We start from the raw sequence: 25,231 nt of genomic DNA, 5'->3' as shown, positions 1-25,231 counted from the left end.
ACAAGGGGGCCGCGACACATTCGTCTGACAACAGGGAGAGAGACATAGATGTCCGCCACCACAAGACTTGCGGTCCTCGGGGCCGCCCTCGCGCTCGTCGCGACGTCCAGCAGCGCTGCGCTTGCCCAGAAGAAATACGACACCGGCGCCGGCGACACCGAGATCAAGATCGGCAACATCATGCCCTACAGCGGACCCGCCTCCGCCTACGGCATCATCGGCCGCACCGAGGCCGCCTATTTCAAGAAGATCAACGACGCCGGCGGCATCAACGGCCGCAAGATCAACTTCATCTCCTATGATGACGCCTACTCGCCGCCGAAGGCCGTGGAGCAGGCCCGCAAGCTGGTCGAAAGCGACGAGGTGCTGCTGATCTTCAACTCGCTCGGCACGCCGTCGAACTCGGCGATCCAGAAATACATGAACTCCAAGAAGGTGCCGCAGCTGTTCGTCGCCACCGGCGCCACCAAGTGGAACGATCCGAAGGACTTTCCCTGGACCATGGGCTGGCAGCCCAACTACCAGAGCGAGACCCAGATCTATGCAAAGTACATCCTGAAGAACATGCCGAACGCCAAGATCGCCGTGCTCTACCAGAACGACGATTACGGCAAGGACTATTTGAAGGGTCTGAAGGACGGTCTCGGCCAGAAGGCCGCCAGCATGATCGTCGCCGAAGAGAGCTTCGAGACCTCCCAGCCGACCATCGACAGCAACATCGTCAAGCTGAAGGCAAGCAACGCCGACGTCTTCATCGACATCGCGACGCCGAAATTCGCGGCGCAGGCGATCAAGAAGGTCGCCGAGATCGGCTGGAAGCCGACCCACTTCCTCAACAACGTGTCGGCCTCGGTCGGCAGCGTGATCAAACCGGCCGGCTTCGAGAACGCGCAGGATATCATCTCCGCCGCCTATCTGAAGGACGCTTCCGACAAGCAATGGGACAATGATCCCGGCATGAAGGAATTCTACGCCTTCATGGCCAAGGACTTCCCCGAGGGCGACAAGCTCGACGGCGGCACCGTGGTCGGCTTCGGCGTGGCCCAGACGCTGGTTCAGGTGCTGAAGCAGTGCGGCGACAACCTCACCCGCGAGAACATCATGAAGCAGGCGGCGAGCCTGCAGGACTTCCGCACCGAAGTGCTGCTGCCCGGCATCAAGATCAATACCGCCGCGAACGATTTCGCCCCGATCAGCCAGTTGCAGCTGATGAAGTTCAAGGGCGATAAATGGGAACTGTTCGGCGACGTCATCAGCGCCGACGTCGGTGGCTGATTTCCTGCCGACAATCGACCGACAATGGCCCCCTGCGATACCGTCGCAGGGGGCTTTTCATTCACCATGGGGCGACCGGCCCGGGGCAATGCCTGCTTACACTTTGCCCGGCGATGCGCTAGGAAAACCGGCAACAACCGCAGAGAACCCGGCGGCCCAGCGCGCCGGCAACAACAAGGAGTTTTCGGGAAATGCCGAAGCCGATCCGTCACCGTGTCGCAACCGCCCTGCTCGGCCTCGCCGTCGCTGCCATGACCGGCAATGCCGCATGGGCGCAGAAGAAATACGACACCGGAGCGACCGATGCCGAGATCAAGATCGGCAACATCGTGCCCTATAGCGGCCCGGCGTCGGCCTATGGCGTGGTCGGCAAGGCGATGGCCGCGGTGTTCAAGAAGGTCAACGACGATGGCGGCATCAACGGCCGCAAGATCAATTTCATCTCCTACGACGACGCCTATTCGCCGCCGAAGGCGGTCGAGCAGGCGCGCAAGCTGGTCGAGAGCGACGAGGTGTTGTTCCTGTTCGGCACGCTCGGCACCGCCTCCAACACCGCGATCCAGAAATATCTCAACGCCAAGAAGGTGCCGCAGCTGTTCGTCGCCACCGGCGCCACCAAGTGGAACGATCCGAAGGCGTTCCCGTGGACCATGGGCTGGCTGCCGAGCTACCAGAGCGAGTCGCGGATCTACGCGAAATATCTGCTCAAGGAGAAGCCCGCGGCCAAGGTCGCGGTGCTCTACCAGAACGACGACATGGGCAAAGATTATCTGAAGGGCCTGGAAGACGGCTTCGCCAGCGATCCTGCGCGGATTGCCGCCAAGGAGAGCTACGAGGTTGCCGAGCCCACCATCGATTCCCATGTGGTGCGGCTGAAATCCGCCAACCCCGACGTCATCATCTTCTTCACCACGCCGAAATTCGGCGCCCAGGCGATCAAGAAGCTCGGCGAGATGAACTGGAAGCCGATGACGATCGTCTCCAACGTCTCGGCCTCCACCGCGACGGTGATGCGCCCCGCGGGCCTCGACAATGCGCAGGGCGTGATCTCGGCCGCCTACGCCAAGGACGCCAGCGACCCGCAGTGGAAGGACGACGCCGGCATGAAGGCGTTCGACGAGCTGCTCGCCAAATACATGCCCGACACCAACCGCGTCGATGCCTCGGCGATGACCGGCTACAACATGGCGACCACGATGGTCGAGGTGCTGCGCCGCTGCGGCGACGACCTCACCCGCGCCAATGTGATGAAGCAGGCGGCGAGCCTGAAACAGTTTGCGCAGGGCGGCCTGCTGCCCGGCGTGACACTGTCGACCGGGCCCGCCGACTTCCAGCCGATCGAGCAATTGCAGCTGATGCAGTTCAAGGGCGAGCGCTGGCAATTGTTCGGCGACGTCATCAGCGGCGAAGTCGGCGGAAACTGACCGCGTAACGAAAGCACAGCCATGACCGACCGTCGTCCCTTCCTGCGTTCGATCTTCGATGCCGCGGTGGCGGCTGCGCATCCCGATGTCGTGCTGGCATCGCGGCTGCGGCCGGCGCCGAAGGGACGCGTGATCTGCCTCGCCGCCGGCAAGGGCGCCGGCGCGATGGCCGCGGCGGCGGAACGGCATTATCTCGACACGCTCGGCCTCGAACCGTCGCGGCTGGTCGGTATCGCCACCACCCGGCACGGCCATGGCGTCCCGACCCGCCGCATCAAGGTGGTCGAGGCCGGGCACCCGGTGCCCGATGAAGCCGGCCTGCGCGCGGCCGACGATACGCTGCGGCTCGCGGCGGAAGCCACCCCCGACGATCTGCTGCTGGTGCTGCTGACCGGCGGCGGCTCGGCGAACTGGATCGCGCCCGTCGAGGGCGTGAGCTTTGCCCAGAAGCAGCAGGTCAACCGCGCGCTGCTGCGCTCCGGCGCGCCGATCGGCGAGATGAACATCGTGCGCAAGCATCTGTCGCGGATCAAGGGCGGACGGCTGGCCCGCGCCGGGCAGCACGCCGCCGAGATCGTCACGCTGGCGATTTCCGACGTGCCGCATGACGATCCCTCCGCGATCGCCTCGGGGCCGACGGTGCCGGATCCGACCACGCTTGCGGATGCCCGCGCGCTGGTCGCCAAATACAATCTCTCGGTCGATGACGCGGTCCGCCGCGCGCTCGACGATCCCAGGAACGAGAGCTGCAAGCCGGGCGATCCCGCCTTTGCGCGCGCGACATTCGATCTGCTGGCAAAGCCGAAAGCCTCAATCGACGCCGCGGTGAAGGTCGCGCAGGACGCCGGCTACGAGACCATCGCGCTCGGCGCCGATCTCGAGGGCGAGGCCCGCGACGTCGCGGCCGATCACGCGCGGCTCGCACTGAAGGCGCGCAGCGAGGGCAAGCGCGTCGCCATCGTTTCCGGCGGCGAGCTCACGGTGACGGTGCGCGGCAATGGCCGCGGCGGCCCCAACCAGGAATACGCGCTGGCGCTGGCCGACCTGCTCAAGGACACGCCCGACATCGCAGCGCTCGCCGCCGATACCGACGGCGCCGATGGCGGCGCCGGCAGCGCCACCGATCCCGCCGGCGCCGTGATCGATCAGGCGACATTCGCGAAGATGAAATCGAGCGGCCTCGATCCGAGGGCCTATCTCGAGAACAACGATGCCACCGGCTTCTTCGCGCAGACCGGGGATTTGCTGCTGACCGGGCCGACGCTGACCAACGTCAACGATGTGCGGGTGATTTTGGTGGATTGATTCACCGTCATTCCGGGGCGGCGCAAGGCGACGAGCCCGGAATCCATAACCACGATCGTGAGTATGGATTCCGGGCTCGCGCCAAGCGGCGCGCCCCGGAATGACAGAGCCTCAAAACTCCTGCGCGAGCTTGGCCAGCATCTCCAACAGCGCGGCGTGGTTGGCCGGGCCGAGCACCTCGATCAGCCGCGCCTCGTGCTTGTTGGCGACCAGCTTCTTGGCGCGCGCCAGCACGGCGCGGCCCTTGTCGGTCAGGACGAGGATGTGGGAGCGGCGGTCGTTGGTGGAGCGCATCCGCGCGCAAAGGTCGCGGCTCTCCAGCGCGTCCAGCATGGCGACGAAATTCGGCCTGAGGATGCCGAGCGTGTTGGCGATCTCGGTCTGGTTGCGGCCCGGGTTCTTGTCCAGCAGCAGCAGCACCGAGAACTGCGCCGGCGTCAGCTGCAGCGGCGCGACGCAGCGCAGGAAGTCCTCGAACACCTTGAGCTGCGCACGCTTCAGCGAATAGCCGAGCAGTCCGGACAGTTCGCCCAGTTGCAGCATGCTGTCGTCCCCGGCAGGATCGACCGGTTCCCTGCGTAGGGCACGCGACGATCGGACGGCATCGGCGGCGGTTTTGGAAACAGTCATCGCTCCAGGCTCGCAATCCCGGTAAAAAACCCCGCGGGACGCTCGGGGACCTTGAGATTATATCTAATAATCGTTATGCACCATATCAAATATCGGCGGCTATCAACAGCCGGCATCGGCCGACCCGACCGGCACAGCCGGCTGCGGCGGTCCGACGCTTAAGGGGGAGCGCTCGGCCTTGAACACAACGATCATGCTGTTCCTGCTGCAGGACGGCATCACCAATGGCGCGATCTACGCACTGCTCGGGCTGGCCCTGGTGCTGGTGTTCGCGGTGACGCGGGTGATCCTGATCCCGCAGGGCGAATTCGTCACCTACGGCGCGTTGAGCTACGCCATGCTGGCGACCGGACAGGTGCCCGGCACGGTGCGCCTTGCCGTCGCGATGGGCCTCGTCGCGTTCGCGCTGGATCTGTTCTTCGCCCGCAAGGCGCTGCATGCCCGGCTGGTGATGCGCTCGGTCGCGCTCAACATTGCCTTTCCTGTGGCGCTGCTCGGCCTCGTCTATGCGCTGGTTGGCCCCAACACGCCGATTGCCGTCAACATTGCGCTGGCGCTGCTGATCGTGGCGGCGATCGGGCTGTTTCTCTACCGCATCGCGTTCCAGCCGATCGCGCACACCTCCGTGCTGGTGCTGCTGATCGCCTCGGTCGGCTGCCATCTGGCGCTTCAGGGCCTGGGCCTGGTGTTCTTCGGCGCCGAAGGCCTGCGCGCCCCGGCGCTGTCGAGCGCCGCGGTGACCGCAGGTCCGCTGCGCTTCACCGGCCAGAGCCTCGCTGTGTATGCCCTGACGGTCGGCTTCATCGTGGGGCTGTGGCTGTTCTTCGGCTACACCAAGACCGGCAAGGCGCTGCGCGCCACCGCGGTCAATCGCCTCGGCGCCCGCCTGGTCGGCATCCGCACCACGCTGTCGGGCCAGATCGCATTCCTGCTCGCCTCCGTGATCGGCGCGATTTCCGGCATCCTGATCGTGCCGATCACGACGCTCTATTACGACACCGGCTTCCTGATCGGCCTGAAGGGTTTTATCGCCGCCATCATCGGCGGCCTGGTCAGCTATCCCCTGACCGCGGTCGCGGCCATTGTGGTCGGCATCGTCGAGGCCTTCTCGTCGTTCTACGCGAGTAATTTCAAGGAAGTCATCGTCTTCACGCTGATCCTTCCCGTCCTGGTGCTGCGCTCGCTCGCAGCGCCCCAGGTCGAAGAAGAGAAGGATTGAGCGCGATGACGCAGCGGCTTCCTCTCATCATCTTCGCGCTCGTGATGGCGGTGATCCCGCTTCTGCCGGGCATCCCGCCGTTCTGGATCGTCCTGCTCGACAATATCGGCCTCGCCGCGCTGGTCGCGATGGGGCTGGTGCTGCTCACCGGCGTCGGCGGCCTCACCTCGTTCGGACAGGCTGCGTTCTGCGGCTTCGGTGCCTACACCACGGCGGTGCTGACCACCGCCTACGGCGTCTCGCCGTGGCTGACGCTGCCGGCTTCGCTTTTGGTCAGCGGCATTGCGGCCGTGCTGCTCGGCCTCGTCACGGTGCGGTTGTCCGGCCACTATCTGCCGCTCGGCACCATCGCCTGGGGCATCGGCCTGTTCTATCTGTTCAGCAAGCTCGAATTCCTCGGCCGCAACGACGGCATTTCGGGCATCCCGCCGCTCTCGATCGGCTCTTTCAAGATGCTGAGCCCGGACACGATCTATTACGCGATCTGGGTCGCGGTGCTGCTCTCCGCGCTCCTCACCATGAACCTGCTGGATTCCCGCACCGGCCGCGCCATCCGCGCTCTGCGGCGCGGCCATATCGCGGCCGAGGCATTCGGTGTGCAGACACCGCGCGCCAAGCTCCTGGTGTTCATCTATGCGGCAGTGCTGGCCGGCCTGTCCGGCTGGCTCTATGCGCATTTCCAGCGTGCCGCCAACCCGACGCCGTTCGGCGCGCAGGCCGGCATCGAGTATCTGTTCATCGCCGTCGTCGGCGGTGCCGGTTACGTCTGGGGCGGCGTGCTCGGCGCCGCCATCGTCGTGATCCTGAAAGAGGTGCTGCAGAGCTATCTGCCCTACATCTTCGGCGGCCAGAGCCAGCTCGAGACTATCGTGTTCGGGATCATGCTGGTGTTGCTGCTGCAGCTCGCACCACAGGGCGTCTGGCCCTGGCTGATGTCGCACCTGCCGTTCAAGCCGGCCCGCAAGACGCCGGACACATCGGTGAAGCTGGAACACCGCGAGCGGGCGGCGGGGACGTCTCCGGTCCTGCTGCACATCGACAAGGCGCGCAAACAATTCGGCGGCGTGCTCGCGGTGAACGACGTCTCGTTCGACGTCAACGCCCGCGAGATCGTCGCGCTGATCGGCCCGAACGGCGCCGGCAAGAGCACGACCTTCAACCTGATCACCGGCGTGCTGGCCGCGACCAGCGGCAAGATCGCCGTGCTCGGCAACGAAGTCGCGAACGCCCCGCCGCAGGAGGTGGTCAAGCTCGGCGTCAGTAGGACGTTCCAGCACGTCAAGCTGGTGCCCGACATGACCGTGCTCGAGAACGTCGCGATCGGCGCGCATCTGCGTGGCAATTCCGGGGCGATCTCCAGCATGCTGCGGCTCGACCGCACTGACGAGGCGAAACTGCTGGCGGAAGCCGCGCGGCAGATCGAGCGCGTCGGCCTGTCCGAACAGATCGACCAGCTCGCCGGTTCGCTCTCGCTCGGGCAGCAACGCATCGTCGAGATCGCGCGTGCGCTGTGCGTCGATCCGATGCTGCTGCTGCTCGACGAACCGGCCGCCGGCCTGCGCCACATGGAGAAGCAGCGGCTGGCCGCGCTGCTCCGGCAATTGCGCGACGGCGGCATGTCGGTGCTGCTGGTCGAGCACGACATGGGGTTCGTGATGGATCTCGCCGACCGCATCGTGGTGCTGGATTTCGGCACCAAGATCGCCGAGGGCACGCCGGCCGCGATCAAGCGCAACCCCGACGTCATCAAGGCCTATCTCGGAGCCGCCGCATGAGTGCGCTGCTATCGGTTGCTGACGTCCATATCGCCTACGGCAAGGTCGAGGCCGTGCGCGGCGTCTCGCTCGACGTAGGCGAGAACGAGATCGTCACCATCATCGGCGCCAACGGCGCCGGCAAGACCACGCTGCTCAACGCCATCATGGGCGTGCTGCCGCTACGCGGCCGCACCACCTTCGCCGGCGTCGACATGGCGCAGCTCGACATCGAGGACCGCGTCGCCACGGGCCTGAGCCTGGTGCCCGAGCATCGCGAGTTGTTCGGCACCATGAACGTCGAGGACAATCTCGAGCTCGGCGCCTTCCGGATCGCGAAGGCTACGGCGGCCCGCTCGCTGGAGCGGGTCTACACGCTGTTTCCGCGGCTCAAGGAGCGGCGCAAGCAGCTCGCCGGCACGCTCTCCGGCGGCGAGCAGCAGATGCTGGCGATGGGCCGCGCGCTGATGGGCGCGCCGAAACTGCTGATGCTGGACGAGCCGAGCCTCGGCCTCGCCCCGATCATCGTCGCCGACATCTTCCGCATCGTCGGCGAGCTCCGCGCAGCCGGCGTCTCGGTGCTGCTGGTCGAGCAGAACGCCCAGGCAGCGCTGCAGATCGCCGACCGCGCCTATGTGATGGAGCTCGGCGAGTTCGTGCTGTCAGGCCCGGCCAGTGAGATCGCCGCCAACAAGGGCGTCGCCGCGAGCTATCTCGGCTTCCAGCACGAAGGCGAGAGCGCGATCTAGGCGCCTCATGGAAAAGCCGGCCCCTCATCGGGACCGGCTTCTTTCGATTCGCGGAGCGCGCCCAGTTCACATCGCCGGGATGTACTTGCCGTCCTTGACCGTGAGCAGGATGCGCGAGCGGTCGTCGAGGCCGTAGCGGTCCTTTTCGGTCCAGTTGTAGACGCCCTGGGACGCGACGATCTCCTTCTCGGAGATGAACGCCTGGCGGATCGCCTCGCGGAATTCCGGCGTGCCGGGCTTGGCGGTCTTCAGCGCCGTCGGGATGATGCGCTTCAGCACCTCGAAGGCGTCGAAGGAATGGCCGGCGAACTGGCTGCGGCTGTTGGCGCCGTACTTGGCTTCATAGGCCGCGTTCAGCGTCAGGCCCGGCTTCTTGGTCAGCGCGCTGTCGGGTTGGGTTTCCGGCGACATGATCGGGCCGGCCGACATGATGACGCCTTCCGCCGACGCGCCCGCGATGCGGATGAAGTCCATCGTGGCGGCACCGTGGGTCTGGTAGATCAGGCCCTTGTAGCCACGCTCGCGCAGCGCGGACTGCGGCAGCGCCGCGGCAGTGCCGGAGGCGCCGACCAGGATGGCGTCGGGATTGGCGGCAACGAGCTTCAGCACCTGACCCGCGACCGACGTATCCGGACGCGCGAAGCGCTCCTCATCGGTCATGGTCAGGCCCATCGGCACGGCCTGCGCCTTGAAGTCGTTGACCCAGAGATCGCCGTAGGAATCCGAATAGCCGATATAGCCGACGGTCTTGATGTTGTGCGCCTTCATGTGCTCGTAAAGCACCTTGCCCATGATCGGAATCGACTGCGGCAGGTCGACCGACCATTTCGCGCGGGCCTCATTGATCGGAAACGGCGCGAGACCGAGATGCGGGATGCCGGCCTCGTTGGCGACCGTCGACACCGCGATCGTCGTCGGCGTGATGCAGGAGCCCATGATGATGTCGGCCTTGGACTCGGTGACGAAGCGCCGCGTATTGGTGGTCGCGGCCGTCGGATCGCCGGCGTCGTCGAGCACAATCAGCTTCAGCGGCACGCCGCCGATCTCCTTCGGCACGAAATCGAGCGCGTTGCGTTCGGGGATGCCGAGCGCGGCGGCGGGGCCGGTGGTCGAGATCGAGATGCCGATGGTGATTTCATTGGTCTGCGCCAGCGCGGATGCACCCGGCAGCGCGATAGCGGCTGCGAGCACTGCGGCGGCGAGAGTGGCCTTCTTCATTCATTCCTCCCTGCGGATATGTTTTTTGGGTTTAAACCAGTTTTGCGGGCCAATTCAGCCCCTTCTTTAGGTCATGAGGGGCCGCAAGTCAGCCCTTCAGGAAGCGGTCGATGACCTCCTGCGGAAATGGCGCTGATTTCAGTCTGGCGGGATCGTCCGGATGGCGGCCGACCAGCACCCTGGTCTCGAATGCCTCGATCGCCAACGCCTCGCCCTTGAACACGCGGTGCACCACCTCGAAGCTCGAGCGCTTGATGCTCTCGATCCGGCTTTCGATGGTAATCCAGTCGCCATGGGTCGACGGGATGCGGAATTTCGCCCGCGTGTCGACCATGGGAATGCCGACCAGGCCGTATTTGTGGACGAGGTCCTGCTTCGAGCAACCGGCAGCTTCGAACATGATCGAGGTCGAGTCGTCGAACATCGCGAAGTAGCGCGGATAGTAGACGATGTTGGCAGGGTCGCAATCGCCCCACTGGATCTGCACGTCGCGCCGGTTGACGAACATGGTCTGTCCTCGATTGAACGTGATCGATCCGGAAGGGCGTTCTGCGCCCCTCCGGATCATGCGTCAGCGCGGCGCCATCCGGAGCGCGGCATCGAGCCGCACCACTTCGCCGTTCAGATAGGGATTGTCGATCATGTGCAGCGCCAGCGAGGCGAACTCGTCGGCGTGGCCCAGCCGGCGCGGGAACGGGATCGCGGCGGCGAGTGAATCCTGCGCCTCCTGCGGCAGGCCGGCCAGCAAGGGCGTCATGAACAGGCCGGGCGCGATGGTCAGCACGCGGATGCCGAATTGCGCGAGTTCGCGCGCGATCGGCAAGGTCATCGCGACGATGCCGCCCTTGGAGGCCGAATAGGCCGCCTGCCCGATCTGGCCGTCATAGGCCGCGACTGACGCCGTCGAGATCACGACGCCGCGCTCGCCGGTCGCCAGCGGCTCGAGCTTCGCCATCTCCGACGCCGCAAGCCGCAGCATGTTGAACGAGCCGAGCAGATTGACCTTGATCACCTTGTCGAAGTCGGCGAGCGCCATCGGCCCCTCACGGCCGATCACGCGTTTGGCCACCCCGATGCCGGCGCAGTTGACCAGCACGCGCGCCGGGCCATGCGCCTTGGCGGCGGCAGCGAACGCGGCTTCGGCGGCTGCCGCATCGGCGACGTCGCAGACCACAGGAATGCCGCCGATCTCGGCGGCGACGCTCTCGGCGAGCCTGGCGTTGAGATCGCAGACCGCGACCTTGGCGCCCTGCGCAGCCAGCCGGCGCGCGGTCGCGGCACCCAATCCCGATGCGCCGCCGGTGACGATGGCGGCCTGGTCCTTCAACTGCATGGCATTCTCTCCTTGAATGGTCAGAGGAGTTTGATCACCGATGCCGGCGGCACCGGCGCATAGAGCGCTTCGATGATGTCAGTGCGATGCTCCAGCACCGCGCGCTGGTTGATCGAGCCCTTGTCGGTGACCTCGCCGCGATCGATCGACAGCGGTGTGTCGAGCAGGATCGCCCGCGCAATCCGGTTCGATGAACCGGTGGCGCTCGCAAGGACCCGCGCGAAGCGTTCGCGGAAGGCCGCGCGCACCAGCGGATCCTTCGCCGCGGCCGCGATGTCGCCTGCGGCAAGCGCCGGGTTGATCAGGCGGCAGCCGTCGAGATCGAGGATCACGATCGCCGCCAGCTCGTCGCGATTGAGCCCCGCGATCACGACGTCGCGCACCAGCGGCGCGCAGGTGCCGACGAAGCGCGCCCGCAACGGTCCGACGCTGACCCAGGTGCCGCTCGCCAGCTTGAAATCCTCGGCGATGCGGCCATCGAAATCGAACCCTGCATCGAGATCGCCGGCGTTGGCGGGCTTCAGCGCATCGCCGAACTTGTAGAAGCCCTCCTCGTCGAACGCCTTGGCGGTCAGCTCGGGCTGCCGCCAGTAGCCCGGCGTCACGTTCGGGCCCTTGGCGCGCACTTCGAGCTTGCCGTTGTTCGGCACCAGCTTGGCGTCATTGCCCGACACCGGAAGCCCGACATGGCCGGAGCGGCTGGTATCGGGCCGCACCGACATGAAGAACGGCGAGGTCTCGGTGGCGCCGAGCCCGGTCAACATCGGCACGCGATAGCCCTTCTCCTGGACGGCGAGCGCATCGAGGCTGTTCCAGATGAACGGCGACAGCGCGGCGCCCGAGAAGAACATCGCATGCAGCCGGTGGAAGAACTTTGCCCGCAGGCCGGCATCGTCGCGCAGATAGGGCAGCAGCGATTCATAGCCCTTGGGCACGTTGAAATAGACCGTCGGCGAGATCTCGCGCATGTTTCGCACGGTCTCCTCGATGCCGCCGGGCATCGGCTTGCCCTCGTCGAGATACATCGAACCGCCGTTGAAGAGCGTCAGCCCGACATTGTGATTGCCGCCAAAGGTGTGATTCCACGGCAGCCAGTCGACGATGACAGGCGGCTCGTCCTTCAGGAACGCCAGCGTCTCGCGCAGCATCACCTGGTTGGCGCAGATCATGCGCTGAGTGTTGATGACGGCCTTGGGATTGCCGGTCGAACCCGACGTCAGCAGGAATTTCGCTATCGTGTCCGGACCGATCGCGGCATGGGCCGCGTCGAGGCGCGGATCCTCCGGCGTTGTGATCAGATCGGCGAGCCGCGTCACCTCGCGGCCGGGCACGGTGCCGCGGCTTGCTGCGATCTCGACACCGGGCCCGACATTGGCGCGCAGGGCGTCGGCGAATTTGTCGGCATCGTCGACGAAGACGAGGCCCGGCGTGAGCAGCTTGATGACGAAGCTGAGCTTGCCGTAGTCGCGCGACACCAGCGAGTAGGCCGGCGACACCGGGCAGAACGGAATGCCGGCATAGAGCGCACCGAGTGCGATCAGCGCGTGATCGATCGAATTGCCCGACAGGATCATGATCGGCCGCTCGGCCGACAGCCCGCGCGCGATCAGCGCGGAGGCGATGCGCCGGGTCGTCTCCAGCAATTGCGCGTAAGTGATCTGGCGCCAGCCGCCGCCGGCTGCACGTTCGGCCATGAACACGCGGCTCGGCTCGGCCTTCGCCCAGTGATGCAGGCGATCGGTGAGGCGAACGGGGTAATCGGCGAGAGTGAGCTTGGGGCGAAGGTAGATCGTGCCGTCGTCGCGGCGCTCGACGGTGACATCAGGGTTGCCGAACGAGATCGGGCGCAGCGGATGGGTATTCGCGGTGGACGCAGACGCAGATATATCAGCCTTGGCGCTCATGTCGGCTTCACCTTGGCGGTCTTGCGATCCAGGAAGGCGCGGATGCGCTTCTTGGCTTCCTTGTCGCTCTGCGCCACCGTCGCCATCAGCGATTCCATCAAGAGGCCGGTCTGCGGATTGGCCTCGGCGATCATCGGCAGCGCCTGCAACACGGCGAAGTTGGTCAGCGGCGCATTGGCGGCGACGCGCTCGGCAATCTCCAGCGCCTTCGGCAACGCGCCGTCGGCCTCAGTGAGATATTGCGAGAAGCCGTAGGCCGCGCCCTCGGTCGCCGAATAGACCCGACCGGTCAGCATCATGTCGGCCATCCTGGGCACGCCGATCAGGCGCGGCAGCCGCACCGATCCGCCACCGCCGACGAAGATGCCGCGCTGGCCCTCGGGCAGCGCGAAATAGGCCGACGGCTCAGCGACCCGGATATGCGCCGCGCAGGCAAGCTCCAGCCCGCCGCCGATCACCGCGCCCTTCAGCGCGGCGATGACGGGCACACGGCAATACTGGATGCGGTCGAACACGCGGTGCCACATCTGGGAATGCACCAGGCCCTCGGTGGCGTCGCGCTCGGTCAGTTCGGAGAGATCGAGCCCGGACGAGAAATGGTCGCCGACGCCATGGATGACGACGGCGCCGACCTCGTCGGGAATCGCGGAAAAGCAGTCGCGCAGCGCCAGGATGATGCCGTCGTTCAGCGCATTGCGCTTGGCCGGCCGGTTGAGCCCGACGGTCAGCACCGCCCCTCGCGTCTCGATCCTGAGCAGCGAGGCATCACCCGCGTCGGCAGCGTTTCCCATGGCGTTATTGTTTCCTATTCAGAATAGTTATGTTTTATAACTATCATCGCAGGAGTCAAGGCGCGTGGCGGCGCAGGACTTCACCCTCCCCTGGAGGGGGAGGATCGGCCCACATGAAGCGAAGCGGAATGTGTGACGGGGTGGGGTGACGATCTCTCCACCCGGACAGTGCCCGTGTGGAGCGATCACCCCACCTCGCCGCGCATTTTCATGCGCGTCGATCCTCCCCCCAGGGGAGGATGGGAGCGGAGCGTCAAAGCACCTGATGCACGTCGATCACGACACGGTCGGCGTGGCGGGCGGCGGAGCCGATGAAGATGTGCTCCATCAGCCAGCGGTACTTTTCGGCGCCGGTTTCGAATCTCGGCACGGTACGGAAATAGATCAGCTTCGGGTCGACCGGCTCGCCGCGCTTGAGCTTCTCGAGCAGATCGACCGGCCCGAAGCGGATGCCCTTGTTCTCGACATAGACGACGGCGCCGTCGTCGGTCTCAAAGGCGTATTTTGCCTCCAGCTCGATCAGCTCGCTGGGCCGGATGATCTGGAAGTCGGCGCCGAAGGGCAGCACCTTGCCGTTGATCCCCTCGCCTTTCACCTCGCCGCCGATGATCGGAATGATGCGGCGGATGCCGGTGCCGATGTCGCCGGCGGACGTCACCTCCGCGATCCGGGCGGTGATGGTGAAGACGTATCTGGTCTGAAGCTCCGGTGTCATGGATTAACCTATCATGCGCTGCGGCAGCCAAGTCGCGAGCAACGGGAACAGGATCAGGATCACCAGCCGGATCAGATCGGTGATCACGAACGGCAGCACGCCGACGAAGATCGTCGACATATTGACGTCCTTGATGACGCTCTTGATCACGAACACGTTCATGCCGACCGGCGGGTGGATCAGGCCGAGTTCCACCGTCATGACGATGATGATGCCGAACCAGATCGGGTCGAAGCCGAGCGCAGTCACCACCGGAAACACGATCGGCACGGTAAGGATCACCATCGCCATCGCATCCATCAGGCAGCCCAGCACCAGATACATCATCAGGATCAGCGCCAGCACGCCATAGGGACCGATGCCGAGTCCGGTGAGGAATCCAGTGACGTTCTGCGGCGTCTGGGTGATGGTGAGGAAATAGCCGAAGCAGAGCGCGCCGATCAGCACGGTGAACACGGCGGCCGCAGTGCGCGTCGCCTGCAGCAGCGATTGCAGGATGCCGTCTTTGGTCAGCTTGCCCCTGAGGATGCCGATGATGAAGGCACCGACTGCGCCGACCGCGCCCGCTTCGGTCGGGACGAAGAAGCCGCCATAGAGGCCGCCGATCACGAACAAAAACAGCAGCAGCGGCGACCAGACGTCGCGCATCGCAAGCGCGCGCTCATGCCACGACGCCTTCTTGCCTGCCGGCAGGAAGCCCGGCCGGGTCACGCCGATGATGCCGATCGTGATCATGTGCATCAGGATCGCGAGCAGGCCCGGCACCACGCCCGCGATGAACAGCTTGCCGATGTCCTGCTGGGTGATGATGCCGTACACCGCGAGCACCGTGGACGGCGGCAGCATCGCCCCGAGCGTGCCGCCGACTGCGATCACGCCGGTGGAGAACGATTGCGGATAGCCGAAGCGGCGCATCTCGGGATAGGCAACCGCCGAGAAGGTCGCGGCGGTCGCAACCGACGAGCCCGAGATCGCGGCAAAGCCGCCGCAGGCCGCGATGGTCGCAATGCCGAGCCCGCCCTTCCAGTGGCCGACGAAGGTGTTGGCGGCGCGGAACAGCTCGCGACTGATGCCCGAGACGGACACGAAGGCGCCCATCAGGAGGAACATCGGGATCACGCCGAAGGAATAATCCGTCACCGTGCGCATCGTGGTCTGGCCGACCAGCTTCAGCGCCGGGGCAAAGCCGGTGAGGTAGCCAAAGCCGGTGATGCCGACCAGGCCCATCGCCATGCCGACGGGGACACGCAACAGCATCAGCGCGAACAGGCTGACGAAGCCGATGACGGCGACGGCCTCGGGACTCAAATCGAGACTCATGGCCGTCTACTCCGCAGTCTTGATCTTGGCATCGTGGATATCTTCCGGATGGAAGATCAGGCGGTAGGTCCGGATCGCAATCAGCAGCACCGCGGAGACGTCGCCGAGCCACGACACCAGGAAGAACGGCCAGACCGGCACGCCGAGATCCATGGTGACGATGTGGCTGTTCCTGGTGTCGATCACCTTGTCGACCAGCGTGTAGGTCTGCACCGTGACCACGAACAGCAGCACCAGCGTCGCGAAGATGTCGATCCAGCGCTGATAGCGCGGCGAGGCATTCGCCCAGACCAGATCCACGGTGATGTGGGTGCCACGATAGCTCGTCGCCGCGATGCCCCAGAAGATCAGGATGCCGAGCAGGAACTGGCCGAAATTGTAGTAGTCGGGGATCGTCACCGAAAAGAACTTGCGCATGAACACCGCAGTGAAGGTGTTGAGCGCGACGACGCCAACGAAGAAGGCCGCCACCCATTCGATCGAATCGATGAAACGGTCCATGAAATTCTTGCGCACCGGCTCGGGTGGACCGGTGATCGCGCCGTCCTGGGAAACTTCGGAATTGGCAGCCATGATGTCGGACTATCGCTGTCAGGAACCGTCATTCCGGGACGCTCGCAACGCGAGCGGACCCGGAATCTAGAGATTGTGGCGCGAGATTCCGGGTTCGCGCTGACGCGCGAACCGGAATGACGGGATCAGATTCCCGCCTCGTACTTCTTCAGCGTGGCCTGCAGATCGGCCTCGATCTTCTCGGCATCGCCGCCGGCCTTCTTCACGGCCTCGGCCCAGCTGTCGCGCAGCGGCTTGACCGCCTTCTTCCACTCGGCAAGTTGATCCGCCGTCAGCGGATAGACCTCGTGGCCTTGCAGCGCCTTCATCTTGGTGCGGCCGTTGGCTTCGAAATCGGTCCAGGGATCGGTGACCTTGGAGGCCCATTCCGGCGTGCAGTGATCGTCGATCACCTTCTTCTGGGCGTCCGACATCGCATTATATTTAGCGAGGTTGATGTTGTAGGTGAACACCGTCGTGTAGAGCGGCACGTCCATGTGGTACTTCACCACCTTGTCGATGCCGAACAGGAAGATCGAGCCCCAGGGGAAGGTGATCTCGTCGGCGACGCCGCGCTCGATCGCATCGCGCGATTCCGGCGCGGAGGCCTGCACATTGGTGCCGCCGAACATCTTCACCATCTCGCCGATGGTGCTCTGCGCGGGGCGCACCTTCACGCCGGAGAGATCGCTCGGCAGCAGGATCTTCTTCTTGCCGTGCAGCGCGCCCGGATCGTGGATGAAGGCGAAGCAGAGCTTGGTGTCCTTCATCTCGGTCGGCGCGTATTTGTGGTACCACTCGTTCAGCGCCAGCGTGCCCTTCTTGCCGTCCGAGAACACGAACGGGAGCTGGCCTGCGGCCGCGATCGGGAACCGGCCAGGCTGATAGCCGGGATTGACATAGGTGACGTCGGCGATGCCGTCGCGCGCCATGTCGTAATGGTCGAATGCCTTGCCGAGCTGCTCGGACGGAAACACGGTGACCTTGATGGTGCCGCCCGATGCCTTCTCGATGTCGGCCGCCCAGGCTTGCGTCGCCGGCACCAGCGGATGCGCCGGCGGCACCCAGAGTGACACTTTGAGATTGACGGTCTTGTCCTGCGCCTGCGAAGGACCTGCGGCCGGCACGATGGCGGCGGCTGCCATCAGCAGCGCCAACAAACTCTTCCTCATCACCTCTCCTCCTCTCCAGGACGGGCTTCGTGCCCGGTCTCATTACTTAACATGTTATCTAATTCGCGCGGATATTCAAGACGAAATCCGCAGGGACGACGCCTCGTCGCACCCGGCCCCTCCGGCATCTTGCGCTGCGGCGAACGCGCTTGCCGCGCAAATCCGCCTTGCCAAAACTGTTATATGATATAGTTGCCTTGGCAAGTTGATGACGACCGCCCGGCGCAAGCGCCCGGCTGAAGCCTATCCGATCGGGAGGAGCAGGTGTTGCAGACAAAAGTAGCAATCATTGGCGCAGGTCCGGCCGGACTGTTGCTTGGGCAACTACTTCATACTTTCGGCGTAGACAACGTCATTCTCGAGCGGCAGACGCCGGACTACGTGCTGGGGCGGATCCGCGCCGGCCTGCTCGAGGAAGGCACCGTGTCGCTGCTCGACAGCGTCGGTGCGGGTGCCCGGCTGCACCAGGAAGGCCTGGTTCATCACGGCGTCGAGCTGGCGTTCGGCGGCGCGCGGCACCGCATCGACATGCATGCGGCGACCGGCAAGACCGTGACCATCTACGGCCAGACCGAGGTCACGCTCGATCTGATGAACGCGCGCAAGGCGGCCGGCCTGACCACGGTCTACTCCGCCGCCGACGTCACGCCGCACGATTTCGACACCGATCATCCGCGCGTCAGCTACGTCAAGGACGGCGTCACCCACGAAATCGCCTGTGATTTCATCGCCGGCTGCGACGGCTTCCACGGCGTCAGCCGCGCCAGCGTGCCGGCGTCGGCGATCACCAGCTATGAACGGGTGTATCCGTTCGGCTGGCTCGGCATCCTGTCGGAGACGCCGCCGGTCTCGCCGGAGCTGATCTACAACAACCACGCGCGCGGTTTTGCTCTGTGCACGATGCGCTCGACGCATCGCAGCCGCTATTACGTGCAGTGCCCGCTCGACGACCATGTCGATCAATGGTCGGACGAGCGGTTCTGGGATGAATTGAAGCGGCGGCTCGACCAGAAGGCCGCCGACGAGATCATCACCGGCCCGTCGATCGAAAAGAGCATCGCGCCGCTGCGCAGCTTCGTCGCCGAACCGATGCGGTTCGGCCGCATGTTCCTCGCCGGCGATGCCTCGCACATCGTGCCGCCGACCGGCGCCAAGGGCCTGAACCTTGCCGCCAGTGACGTGCATTATTTGTCACAGGCGCTGCGCGAATATTACGACGAGAAATCCTCGGCAGGGCTCGACGGCTACTCGGCAAAGGCGCTGGCGCGGGTCTGGAAGGCGGTGCGGTTCTCCTGGTGGATGACCTCGATGCTGCACAAATTCCCCGACGAGGGCGAATTCGCCGCGCGCATCCAGATCGCCGAGCTCGACTACCTCGTCAGCTCGAAGGCGGCGTCGACGTCGCTGTCGGAGAATTATGTGGGGCTGCCGTTTTAGGCAGCTCACACGATAGTTGATCCGTCATCCTTGTAAGTCTCGAATCGCCGGATCGGATAGAGTGCCCGGTGCGGTAGCGGACGGGAGACCGCTTCATCCCAGGGCTTTGAAGCCGTGCCTCAGCGCGGCGCCCCGTCCGTTGTTCCATTGAACCCGAACAGTCGCGAGGGCCGCCTGGCGAGCCCGGTTGCGCAAGGAGGGGTGCAGATGGACGCGATCTACGTTGGCATTGATGTGTCGAAGGACCGGCTGGACGTACATGTGCGTCCGAGCGGGGAAGCCTTTGCCGTGGCGCGTGACGGCAAAGGCTTGGAAGAGCTCGTTGCGCGCTTGCAGGTGATCTCGCCGGCGCTGATTGCGGTGGAGGCAACCGGCGGCTTCGAGACCATCGTCGCTGCTGCGCTGGCCGGCGCTCAGCTGCCGCTGGTGGTGGTCAATCCGGCCCAGATCCGGCACTTCGCGCAGGCGGTTGGTCAGCGTGCCAAGACGGACCCGATCGATGCGGCAGTGATCGCGCGGTTTGTCGAGGCCGTAAAGCCGGAGCCACGTGCCATGCCGGATCAGGAAGCCCGGCTGCTGGCTGAACTGGTCAGTCGCCGACGGCAGATCATCGAGATGATCGTTGCCGAGCGTCAGCGCGAGAAGCGGGCCGAGAATGTCCGCGTCCGCAAGAGCCTTGCCCGCCATATCAAGGTCCTCGAGAAGGAGCTGCCGGAGATCGACAACGACATCGACACGCTGGTGCGCGGCTCGCCAGTCTGGCGCGCTAAGGAGGAACTGCTGGTCAGCTTTCCTGGCGTGAGCAACACCCTCGCGCGGACCTTCCTTGCCGAGGTGCCGGAGCTCGGCGCACTCAATCGGCGCCAGATCGCGAGCCTCGCCGGTCTTGCCCCGTTCACCCGCCAGTCGGGCCGCTGGAAGGGCAAGAGCATGATCGGCGGCGGAAGAGCCAAGCTGCGCGCCGGGCTCTACATGGCCGCTCTGTCGGCCAGCCGATACCATCCGCAGCTCAAGGTCTTCTATCGGCGCCTGGTGACCGCTGGAAAGCCCAAGATGGTCGCCCTCATCGCCGTCGCGCGCAAAGTTCTCACCACCCTCAACGCCATGCTCAGGGACCAAAAACCATGGCAACCCGCTTGACGAAGAACACAGTCGCTGAGGAGCGGCCTCTTGGCCGCGTCTCGAAGGATGCACGGCCACTAGCCGGGCCGTCGACCCTTCGAGACGGCCGCTCTGCGGCCTCCTCAGGGTGACGGTGGAGGGCCGAGTCCAACATCGCGCTTGCATCAGGCGCGGCTGGCGTTCAGCTTCTGCATCATACGACGCAGGAGCAGCCGCCATGCTCAGCCTCTATTTCGCACCGGGCGCCAGCTCGATGGCAGTGCATATCGCCCTGCACGAGATCGGCACGGGCTTCGAGGCGCGCCCGATGTCGTTCAAGCGCAACGACATGCAAGCGCCTGGTTATCTCGCGCTCAATCCGGAAGGCAAGGTCCCGACGCTCCTGATCGACGGCCGTCCGCTGACCGAGGTCGCGGCGATCCTGTTCTATCTCGCGAGGCGCTTTCCCGAAGCGAACTTGCTGCCGGGCAACGATATCGAGGCCGAGGCGCAGGCGCTGTCGTGGATGTCCTTCATCGCCTCGACGCTGCATCCGGCAAGGGCGCGCGGGCTCGACTACGCGAAGGCGGTCTGGGGCATCGCCGACCGCCGGCTCGGTCACGGCTGGGCGATCGGCAGCTACTCGATCGCCGACATCCATCTGTTCCGGCTGTATTGGCGCCTCGCCAATTCCCTGAAGCTGCCGCCGGAGACGTTCCCCAACCTCACCGCGCATTACGATAGGATGATGGCGCGGCCGGCAGTGCAGAAGACGATCGCGATCGAAAGCGAAGTCGGCTACGAATTGCCGGCGTAATCAGCCCTCCGCCCCGGCGCTTTCAAACACCTGCGCAAATCCCGTTTAAAACTTTGTAGGCGGTGAAACCGCGATCGACATCGCGTTCAATGGCGTCAACGCAACGCCATGCACGAGATTCAGATGACCACCGATACGGAAGTCGCCCCCGACATTCCCGAAGACGTCCCCGAAGGCTTCGAGCCGCTGTTCCGCAAGAGCCCGCTCACCGAACCGTGGGAGCCGCTTTACGCAAAGAAGACCGAGCGATCCGTCATCATCGGCCTACGGCTGGCGAGGCCGCACACCAACGGCCGCGGCCTGATCCATGGCGGGCTGATCGCAGCCCTTTCCGACAACGCGATGGGCTATAGCTGCGGCCAGGCGACCGGCTGGACCACCTCGTATGTAACGATCTCGCTCACGGTCGATTTCGTCGGCTCCGCCAATGTCGGGCAGTGGCTCGCGATCGAGAGCGACGTAATCAAGACCGGCAGCACGATCTGCTTCGCACAGAGCCTGATCAAGGCCGACGGCGTCACGATCGCCCGCGCCAGCGGCACGTTCCGCGTGGTGCCTAAGAAGGCGCCGGTCAGCTAAGCGCTTGGCGCTAGCCGAAGTGCCAGTCGGTGATCTCGGTGACGAGATCGATGAAGGTCCGCACCTTGGCCGACAACAGCCGGGATGTCGGGTAGACGACATGGATCGGCACCGGCGGCTGCTCGAATTCGGCGAGCACGATTCGGAGCCGCCGCGCTTTGAGCGATTCGGCGGCCTGGTAGGCCATCACCCGGGTCAGCCCACCGTCCTGCTCGGCATACTGGATGGCAGCGTCCGAGCTGTTGCTGGTGAAGCGCGGCGTCGGCGTGATGCGGATCTCCTGGCCGTCCTCCATGAAGCGCCAATCCGGCGCCGCGGTCATCGCGCCGAACTGGATGGTGTCATGGGCGGTGAGGTCGGCCGGCCGCTTCGGCTCGCCGCGAAGCTTGAGATAGCCGGCCGAGGCCACCACGATGCGGCGCATCTGGCCGACATGCCGCGCCACCAGCGTCGAATCCGGCAGGTGCCCGAGCCTGACCGCGAGGTCGACGCCGTCCTCGACGAGGTTGATCCGGCGGTCCGACAGCCGCAGGTCGACGCCGACATCGGGATAGCGTTTGAGGTAGGCGGTCACGACCGGACTGACATGCAGCCGCCCGAAGCCGAACGGCGCCGAGATCACCAGCCGGCCTTCGGGGCGGGTGCGCTCGCTCTCCACCGCGTCCTCGGCCTCCTCGACGTCGGCGAGGATCCGCCGCGCCCGCTCGAGGTAGCGCGAGCCGGCGTCGGTCAGCGTCACCTGCCGCGTGGTCCGCTGCAGGAGGCGCGCACCGAGCCGCTCCTCCAGCGCCGCGATCAGCCGGGTGATGGCGGATGGCGACAGGCCGAGCTTGCGGGCGGCGGGGGCAAAACCCTCGAGGTCCGCCACCGCGACGAAGGCCTGCATGGCGTCGATCCGGTCCATGGCACTATTGCATAATCGGCAACAGTGAAGTGTCAATTCCCAAGATTGCTTACGAACCGGAAATACCCATGTTACGGTTCGAGGACGGCCGCTTTGTCGCCCGTGGCGGAAGGCTCAGATGTCAGACGTTGGCAGCTATTCGAGCGATGTCGGGTTCACCCCGGCGGTGAAGGAGATCCAAACCCGCAAGGGGTCGCGCGCGACCTATGCCGAGGTCGAGGCCCATGGCGGCTGGCAAACCGAGGTCGACGACAACCTCGCGGCCTTCCTCGCCAACACCAACAGTTTCTATCTCGCCACCGCCTCGGCCGGCGGCCAGCCCTACATCCAGCATCGCGGCGGACCGAAGGGATTCATCAAGGTGCTCGACAAGCACACGATCGCGTTCGCCGATTACAGCGGCAACCGGCAGTTCATTACCCAGGGCAATCTCTCGGAGAACCCGAAGGCCTATATCTTCGTGATGAACTACGCGTACCGGCAGCGGGTGAAGATCTGGGGCGAGGCGCGGGTGGTGGAAGACGATCCGGCGCTGACGCGTTCGCTGATGCCGCAGGGCTATCGCGCGCGGCCCGAGCAGGTGATCTTGTTCAAGGTCGCGGCGTGGGACACCAACTGCCCGCAGCACATTCCGCAGAAGTTCGACGCGGCCGACGTGTCCAGCGCGCTGGCCTCGCGGGACCAGCGCATCGCCGAGCTCGAGGCGGAGCTCGCCGCATTGAAGGGCGAGCCCGCTCCCGTCGTGGCGGGCTAAGCCGCCGCTTGCTGCTGCAACGGCGCCCAGGCGAACTCCGGATAATATTGCTGCATCATTCGGCCGACATAGGCGGTGAGATTGTCGAATTTTTCGGTGCGCTCGCGCAGCGGCGAATCGAAGAACGGCGTCAGGATTCCCGCCAGCGCGCCGAACGCGGTGGCATCGGTGCCGCACGGGGCATTGCCCATCAGATAGGGCTTGTCGCCGAGCTGCACCGACAGCGCGAACAGCGAGCGGAGCGCGAGATCGACGTCCTCGTCGGGCCCGTGGCGGCCAAGCCCGCTCAACAGATAGTTCTCGGCGACGCGGAACTGGGCGTCCTCGCGCATCTTGTCACGCATGTGGTCGGGCGCGCCGTCGAAGAAATGCGCCGGCCCCTTGGCGAAATTGGTGTCGTCGACCCAGCGCGCGCCGACCAGCGCCCAGTAGACGTGATGCTCGATCATGCGCTCGAAGGCCCACGCCTGCGCGCGTGCCTGCAGGCTCAGCGGCGCGTCGAAATCGAAGCCGTATTTGCCCTCGATATGGGCGCGGATGAAGGTCGAATCGGCGATCGTCTCGCCGTCATCGGCGATGAAGGGCAACTGGCCCTTGGGAGAGGCCGGCGGCGTCGCCTTCTCCTTGCGATACTCAAGCCCGGCCATCTTGAGCTGGACCTCGGTCTTGGTCACGAAGGGGCTGATTTCCGGCAAGCCGAAGCCCGTGCCAAAGCCAAAAAGCGTAATCATATGAAGCTCCCGATCGCCTGTGGTCGTGAATTGAAGCTAGCTGCCCCCTGCTGCCAGCATGGTGTCAGCAGTAGTGGCATTCACTGTCGAGCGGGCCGACGGGCGCGAGGCGGCGAACCGCCTCGCGAACGCGCTTGACCAGCCGTGCCCGCCCGTAGGACCAGGCCGCACTGATCGACTGTGCGACCAGCGCGACCAGGGCCCAGCGCAGGTCGCCGGAGGTGGAGTAGACCGTGACCAGCTGTTCCAGCGCGAAGCTCTGCGCCTGCCTGAAACCGAGTTCGTCAAGATTCGTCATGGACAAATTCCCTTCACTTGAGGTGTTGTCCTGCTATAGCCCCCACCTGCTGCCAACTTGCTGTCAGCAGCAGTGACAGGGGGCGCGAAAAGACTGCGCGCCGAGAGCCTGCGAGACCCGTCAAGACACTCGTCAAGACAGCTGCCAAAACGACTGCCAACAGAGCGACCAAGAGAATTGCCATGAGACGCGCCGACCGGCTGTTTCAGATCATCCAGGTGCTCCGCCGCACCCGTAAGCCTTTGACCGCGGATGCGATCGCAGCCGAACTCGAGACATCGAAGCGGACCATCTATCGCGACATCGCCAGCCTGATCGAGCAGCGGGTGCCGATCCGCGGCGAGGCCGGCATGGGCTACATCCTAGAGAAGGGCTTTGACCTGCCGCCCTTGATGCTGACACCCGACGAGATCGAGGCCTGCGTGCTCGGCGCGCAGTGGGTGGTCGGTCACGCGGATCCGGCGCTGGCGCGCGCGGCCGAGGACCTGATGGCCAAGATCGCCGAGACCGTGCCCGACCGCTTGCGGCCGTTCGTGCTGGAGCCGGCAAGCCGCGCCCGCTCCGCCTGGAACCGGGAGCCGGACCGCATCGACATGGTGAGGACCCGCAGCCAGATCCACGAGGGCAAGAAAATCACGCTCAACTATCGCGACGAGCATGGCCGCGATAGCGAGCGCACGGTCTGGCCGATCGCGGTCGGCTATCACGAGGCGGTGCGGCTGCTCGCCGCCTGGTGCGAGCTACGCAAGGACTTCCGCAGCTTCCGTACCGACCGCGTGGTCACCGCTGTTTATCACGACGAGAAGTACCCGGAGCGGCGCGACCTGCTCAGGGCGCGCTGGCGGCGCAGCCTGGTGTGGGAAGCACCGAGGGACACCTGATGACCGGCAACGCGATCGACGCGGCGGACGCCAGCCCCTGCCAGTCCTGCGGCGCCTGCTGCAGCTATTCGGAGAATTGGCCACGCTTCACCGTGGAAGACGACGCGCAGCTCGATCTGATCCCGCCACAGTTCGTCAACACGCGACAATCAGGGATGCGCTGCGAGGGCGACCGCTGCTCGGCGCTGTCAGGCCAGGTCGGAAAGGCAACGCGCTGCGAGATCTATGCGGTACGGCCGGAGGTGTGCCGCACCTGTCTGCCAGGCGACGCGGAATGCGCAATGGCGCGGCGCCGCCACGGGCTGCCGCTCATCCCGAGCACGCAGCCGGATTAAGCGCGGCTCTTTTATTTGCGCATGATCTTTGCG

26 protein-coding genes are annotated in these 25,231 nt (G+C 65.2%); 13 read left to right on the top strand and 13 right to left on the bottom strand.

What is annotated here, in order from left to right; translation table 11 throughout:
• The first annotated feature begins 48 nt into the window (after positions 1 to 48).
• The 3 genes from ACVIGA_RS24890 to ACVIGA_RS24880 all read left to right on the top strand — a co-directional run bounded on the left by ACVIGA_RS24890 (position 49) and on the right by ACVIGA_RS24880 (position 4,004).
• A complete protein-coding gene (locus ACVIGA_RS24890) occupies positions 49 to 1,275 on the top strand; it encodes an ABC transporter substrate-binding protein (RefSeq protein ID WP_223965979.1) in 1,227 nt (408 codons plus the stop codon).
• Positions 1,276 to 1,466: 191 nt separating this feature from the next.
• The gene (locus ACVIGA_RS24885; protein WP_456668360.1) at positions 1,467 to 2,699 is read left to right on the top strand and encodes an ABC transporter substrate-binding protein; all 1,233 of its coding nucleotides are present in this window, start codon (positions 1,467 to 1,469) and stop codon (positions 2,697 to 2,699) included.
• Positions 2,700 to 2,720: 21 nt separating this feature from the next.
• Positions 2,721 to 4,004, top strand: a complete 1,284-nt coding sequence (locus ACVIGA_RS24880; protein ID WP_456668359.1) for a glycerate kinase type-2 family protein — start codon at positions 2,721 to 2,723, stop codon at positions 4,002 to 4,004.
• A gap of 111 nt (positions 4,005 to 4,115) precedes the next feature.
• Here the strand turns inward: ACVIGA_RS24880 and ACVIGA_RS24875 are convergent, their stop codons facing one another.
• Entirely contained in the window at positions 4,116 to 4,634 is a 519-nt protein-coding gene (locus ACVIGA_RS24875) for a MarR family winged helix-turn-helix transcriptional regulator (RefSeq protein ID WP_223965975.1), read from the bottom strand.
• A gap of 178 nt (positions 4,635 to 4,812) precedes the next feature.
• Between ACVIGA_RS24875 and ACVIGA_RS24870 the strand changes: the two genes are divergently transcribed.
• The 3 genes from ACVIGA_RS24870 to ACVIGA_RS24860 are packed head-to-tail and all read left to right on the top strand — an operon-like array spanning position 4,813 to position 8,356.
• Positions 4,813 to 5,853, top strand: a complete 1,041-nt coding sequence (locus tag ACVIGA_RS24870) for a branched-chain amino acid ABC transporter permease (protein WP_223965973.1) — start codon at positions 4,813 to 4,815, stop codon at positions 5,851 to 5,853.
• Positions 5,854 to 5,858: 5 nt separating this feature from the next.
• A complete protein-coding gene (locus ACVIGA_RS24865; protein WP_456668358.1) occupies positions 5,859 to 7,628 on the top strand; it encodes a branched-chain amino acid ABC transporter ATP-binding protein/permease in 1,770 nt (589 codons plus the stop codon).
• Positions 7,625 to 8,356: an ABC transporter ATP-binding protein gene (locus tag ACVIGA_RS24860; protein ID WP_456668357.1), complete on the top strand. Its 732-nt coding sequence runs from the start codon at positions 7,625 to 7,627 to the stop codon at positions 8,354 to 8,356. The genes ACVIGA_RS24865 and ACVIGA_RS24860 overlap by 4 nt, the downstream gene beginning before the upstream one ends.
• A gap of 66 nt (positions 8,357 to 8,422) precedes the next feature.
• Here ACVIGA_RS24860 and ACVIGA_RS24855 read toward each other — a convergent pair whose 3' ends face one another.
• The 9 genes from ACVIGA_RS24855 to ACVIGA_RS24815 form a co-directional block, all read right to left on the bottom strand.
• Positions 8,423 to 9,574, bottom strand: coding sequence for an ABC transporter substrate-binding protein (locus ACVIGA_RS24855; protein WP_223965965.1), 1,152 nt, complete (start codon positions 9,572 to 9,574; stop codon positions 8,423 to 8,425).
• Between the two features lie 88 nt (positions 9,575 to 9,662).
• Positions 9,663 to 10,082 (bottom strand): acyl-CoA thioesterase, encoded by a 420-nt coding sequence (locus tag ACVIGA_RS24850; RefSeq protein WP_456668356.1) that lies wholly within the window; start codon positions 10,080 to 10,082, stop codon positions 9,663 to 9,665.
• 63 nt (positions 10,083 to 10,145) lie between these two features.
• The gene (locus ACVIGA_RS24845; protein WP_456668355.1) at positions 10,146 to 10,907 is read right to left on the bottom strand and encodes an SDR family NAD(P)-dependent oxidoreductase; all 762 of its coding nucleotides are present in this window, start codon (positions 10,905 to 10,907) and stop codon (positions 10,146 to 10,148) included.
• Between the two features lie 20 nt (positions 10,908 to 10,927).
• On the bottom strand, positions 10,928 to 12,811 hold the full coding sequence (locus ACVIGA_RS24840; RefSeq protein WP_456668354.1) for a feruloyl-CoA synthase: 1,884 nt from the start codon (positions 12,809 to 12,811) through the stop codon (positions 10,928 to 10,930).
• A complete protein-coding gene (locus tag ACVIGA_RS24835) occupies positions 12,808 to 13,602 on the bottom strand; it encodes a crotonase/enoyl-CoA hydratase family protein (RefSeq protein WP_456668353.1) in 795 nt (264 codons plus the stop codon). The genes ACVIGA_RS24840 and ACVIGA_RS24835 overlap by 4 nt, the downstream gene beginning before the upstream one ends.
• Before the next feature lie 253 nt (positions 13,603 to 13,855).
• Positions 13,856 to 14,317: a DUF3237 domain-containing protein gene (locus ACVIGA_RS24830; protein WP_456668352.1), complete on the bottom strand. Its 462-nt coding sequence runs from the start codon at positions 14,315 to 14,317 to the stop codon at positions 13,856 to 13,858.
• Positions 14,318 to 14,320: 3 nt separating this feature from the next.
• Positions 14,321 to 15,625: a TRAP transporter large permease gene (locus ACVIGA_RS24825; RefSeq protein ID WP_223966169.1), complete on the bottom strand. Its 1,305-nt coding sequence runs from the start codon at positions 15,623 to 15,625 to the stop codon at positions 14,321 to 14,323.
• Positions 15,626 to 15,643: 18 nt separating this feature from the next.
• Positions 15,644 to 16,153, bottom strand: a complete 510-nt coding sequence (locus ACVIGA_RS24820; RefSeq protein ID WP_092126276.1) for a TRAP transporter small permease — start codon at positions 16,151 to 16,153, stop codon at positions 15,644 to 15,646.
• A 182-nt stretch (positions 16,154 to 16,335) separates the two neighbouring features.
• On the bottom strand, positions 16,336 to 17,361 hold the full coding sequence (locus tag ACVIGA_RS24815; RefSeq protein WP_176528734.1) for a TRAP transporter substrate-binding protein: 1,026 nt from the start codon (positions 17,359 to 17,361) through the stop codon (positions 16,336 to 16,338).
• Positions 17,362 to 17,628: 267 nt separating this feature from the next.
• On the opposite strand from ACVIGA_RS24815, the gene pobA reads away from it, so the two are divergent.
• From pobA to ACVIGA_RS24795, 4 genes are all read left to right on the top strand, one after another.
• Positions 17,629 to 18,798, top strand: coding sequence for a 4-hydroxybenzoate 3-monooxygenase (gene pobA / locus ACVIGA_RS24810; RefSeq protein ID WP_456670883.1), 1,170 nt, complete (start codon positions 17,629 to 17,631; stop codon positions 18,796 to 18,798).
• Positions 18,799 to 19,005: 207 nt separating this feature from the next.
• Complete coding sequence (locus ACVIGA_RS24805; protein ID WP_375777642.1) at positions 19,006 to 19,938, top strand: IS110 family RNA-guided transposase; 933 nt, start codon at positions 19,006 to 19,008, stop codon at positions 19,936 to 19,938.
• Positions 19,939 to 20,137: 199 nt separating this feature from the next.
• On the top strand, positions 20,138 to 20,716 hold the full coding sequence (locus ACVIGA_RS24800) for a glutathione S-transferase family protein (RefSeq protein ID WP_456668351.1): 579 nt from the start codon (positions 20,138 to 20,140) through the stop codon (positions 20,714 to 20,716).
• A gap of 123 nt (positions 20,717 to 20,839) precedes the next feature.
• Positions 20,840 to 21,295: a PaaI family thioesterase gene (locus ACVIGA_RS24795; protein WP_456668350.1), complete on the top strand. Its 456-nt coding sequence runs from the start codon at positions 20,840 to 20,842 to the stop codon at positions 21,293 to 21,295.
• A gap of 10 nt (positions 21,296 to 21,305) precedes the next feature.
• On the opposite strand, the gene ACVIGA_RS24790 is transcribed toward ACVIGA_RS24795, so the two are convergent.
• Positions 21,306 to 22,199, bottom strand: coding sequence for a LysR family transcriptional regulator (locus ACVIGA_RS24790; protein WP_456668349.1), 894 nt, complete (start codon positions 22,197 to 22,199; stop codon positions 21,306 to 21,308).
• 118 nt (positions 22,200 to 22,317) lie between these two features.
• On the opposite strand from ACVIGA_RS24790, the gene ACVIGA_RS24785 reads away from it, so the two are divergent.
• Positions 22,318 to 22,953 carry a pyridoxamine 5'-phosphate oxidase family protein gene (locus ACVIGA_RS24785; protein ID WP_456668348.1) on the top strand — a complete coding sequence of 212 codons (636 nt, stop codon included), beginning with the start codon at positions 22,318 to 22,320 and terminating at the stop codon, positions 22,951 to 22,953.
• Here the strand turns inward: ACVIGA_RS24785 and ACVIGA_RS24780 are convergent.
• Entirely contained in the window at positions 22,950 to 23,684 is a 735-nt protein-coding gene (locus ACVIGA_RS24780) for a glutathione S-transferase family protein (RefSeq protein ID WP_375777399.1), read from the bottom strand. The two genes, ACVIGA_RS24785 and ACVIGA_RS24780, sit on opposite strands and share 4 nt — an antisense overlap.
• A 64-nt stretch (positions 23,685 to 23,748) precedes the next feature.
• The gene (locus ACVIGA_RS24775) at positions 23,749 to 23,982 is read right to left on the bottom strand and encodes a hypothetical protein (protein WP_097677111.1); all 234 of its coding nucleotides are present in this window, start codon (positions 23,980 to 23,982) and stop codon (positions 23,749 to 23,751) included.
• A gap of 182 nt (positions 23,983 to 24,164) precedes the next feature.
• Between ACVIGA_RS24775 and ACVIGA_RS24770 the strand changes: the two genes are divergently transcribed.
• Positions 24,165 to 24,863: a helix-turn-helix transcriptional regulator gene (locus ACVIGA_RS24770; protein ID WP_029077927.1), complete on the top strand. Its 699-nt coding sequence runs from the start codon at positions 24,165 to 24,167 to the stop codon at positions 24,861 to 24,863.
• On the top strand, positions 24,863 to 25,198 hold the full coding sequence (locus ACVIGA_RS24765; RefSeq protein WP_456668347.1) for a YkgJ family cysteine cluster protein: 336 nt from the start codon (positions 24,863 to 24,865) through the stop codon (positions 25,196 to 25,198). Before ACVIGA_RS24770 ends, ACVIGA_RS24765 begins: the two co-directional genes overlap by 1 nt.
• Positions 25,199 to 25,231: the final 33 nt, after the last annotated feature.

This window comes from Bradyrhizobium sp. USDA 3240 (assembly GCF_054063295.1).
Note: the sequence above shows the minus strand (reverse complement) of the source record. Positions and strands in the feature narration are given on the sequence as shown.

What these genes read in the sequence shown, in the direction of transcription:
- ACVIGA_RS24865 (WP_456668358.1), top strand. Translation starts at nt 5,859, where the DNA reads ATGACGCAGCGGCTTCCTCTCATCATCTTCGCGCTCGTGATGGCGGTG.
- ACVIGA_RS24805 (WP_375777642.1), top strand. Translation starts at nt 19,006, where the DNA reads ATGGACGCGATCTACGTTGGCATTGATGTGTCGAAGGACCGGCTGGAC.
- ACVIGA_RS24770 (WP_029077927.1), top strand. Translation starts at nt 24,165, where the DNA reads ATGAGACGCGCCGACCGGCTGTTTCAGATCATCCAGGTGCTCCGCCGC.
- ACVIGA_RS24840 (WP_456668354.1), bottom strand. Translation starts at nt 12,811, where the DNA reads ATGAGCGCCAAGGCTGATATATCTGCGTCTGCGTCCACCGCGAATACC.
- ACVIGA_RS24795 (WP_456668350.1), top strand. Translation starts at nt 20,840, where the DNA reads ATGACCACCGATACGGAAGTCGCCCCCGACATTCCCGAAGACGTCCCC.
- ACVIGA_RS24780 (WP_375777399.1), bottom strand. Translation starts at nt 23,684, where the DNA reads ATGATTACGCTTTTTGGCTTTGGCACGGGCTTCGGCTTGCCGGAAATC.
- ACVIGA_RS24875 (WP_223965975.1), bottom strand. Translation starts at nt 4,634, where the DNA reads ATGACTGTTTCCAAAACCGCCGCCGATGCCGTCCGATCGTCGCGTGCC.
- ACVIGA_RS24890 (WP_223965979.1), top strand. Translation starts at nt 49, where the DNA reads ATGTCCGCCACCACAAGACTTGCGGTCCTCGGGGCCGCCCTCGCGCTC.
- ACVIGA_RS24800 (WP_456668351.1), top strand. Translation starts at nt 20,138, where the DNA reads ATGCTCAGCCTCTATTTCGCACCGGGCGCCAGCTCGATGGCAGTGCAT.
- ACVIGA_RS24830 (WP_456668352.1), bottom strand. Translation starts at nt 14,317, where the DNA reads ATGACACCGGAGCTTCAGACCAGATACGTCTTCACCATCACCGCCCGG.
- ACVIGA_RS24790 (WP_456668349.1), bottom strand. Translation starts at nt 22,199, where the DNA reads ATGGACCGGATCGACGCCATGCAGGCCTTCGTCGCGGTGGCGGACCTC.
- ACVIGA_RS24835 (WP_456668353.1), bottom strand. Translation starts at nt 13,602, where the DNA reads ATGGGAAACGCTGCCGACGCGGGTGATGCCTCGCTGCTCAGGATCGAG.
- ACVIGA_RS24765 (WP_456668347.1), top strand. Translation starts at nt 24,863, where the DNA reads ATGACCGGCAACGCGATCGACGCGGCGGACGCCAGCCCCTGCCAGTCC.
- ACVIGA_RS24855 (WP_223965965.1), bottom strand. Translation starts at nt 9,574, where the DNA reads ATGAAGAAGGCCACTCTCGCCGCCGCAGTGCTCGCAGCCGCTATCGCG.
- ACVIGA_RS24850 (WP_456668356.1), bottom strand. Translation starts at nt 10,082, where the DNA reads ATGTTCGTCAACCGGCGCGACGTGCAGATCCAGTGGGGCGATTGCGAC.
- ACVIGA_RS24785 (WP_456668348.1), top strand. Translation starts at nt 22,318, where the DNA reads ATGTCAGACGTTGGCAGCTATTCGAGCGATGTCGGGTTCACCCCGGCG.
- ACVIGA_RS24880 (WP_456668359.1), top strand. Translation starts at nt 2,721, where the DNA reads ATGACCGACCGTCGTCCCTTCCTGCGTTCGATCTTCGATGCCGCGGTG.
- ACVIGA_RS24860 (WP_456668357.1), top strand. Translation starts at nt 7,625, where the DNA reads ATGAGTGCGCTGCTATCGGTTGCTGACGTCCATATCGCCTACGGCAAG.
- ACVIGA_RS24815 (WP_176528734.1), bottom strand. Translation starts at nt 17,361, where the DNA reads ATGAGGAAGAGTTTGTTGGCGCTGCTGATGGCAGCCGCCGCCATCGTG.
- ACVIGA_RS24885 (WP_456668360.1), top strand. Translation starts at nt 1,467, where the DNA reads ATGCCGAAGCCGATCCGTCACCGTGTCGCAACCGCCCTGCTCGGCCTC.
- ACVIGA_RS24775 (WP_097677111.1), bottom strand. Translation starts at nt 23,982, where the DNA reads ATGACGAATCTTGACGAACTCGGTTTCAGGCAGGCGCAGAGCTTCGCG.
- ACVIGA_RS24845 (WP_456668355.1), bottom strand. Translation starts at nt 10,907, where the DNA reads ATGCAGTTGAAGGACCAGGCCGCCATCGTCACCGGCGGCGCATCGGGA.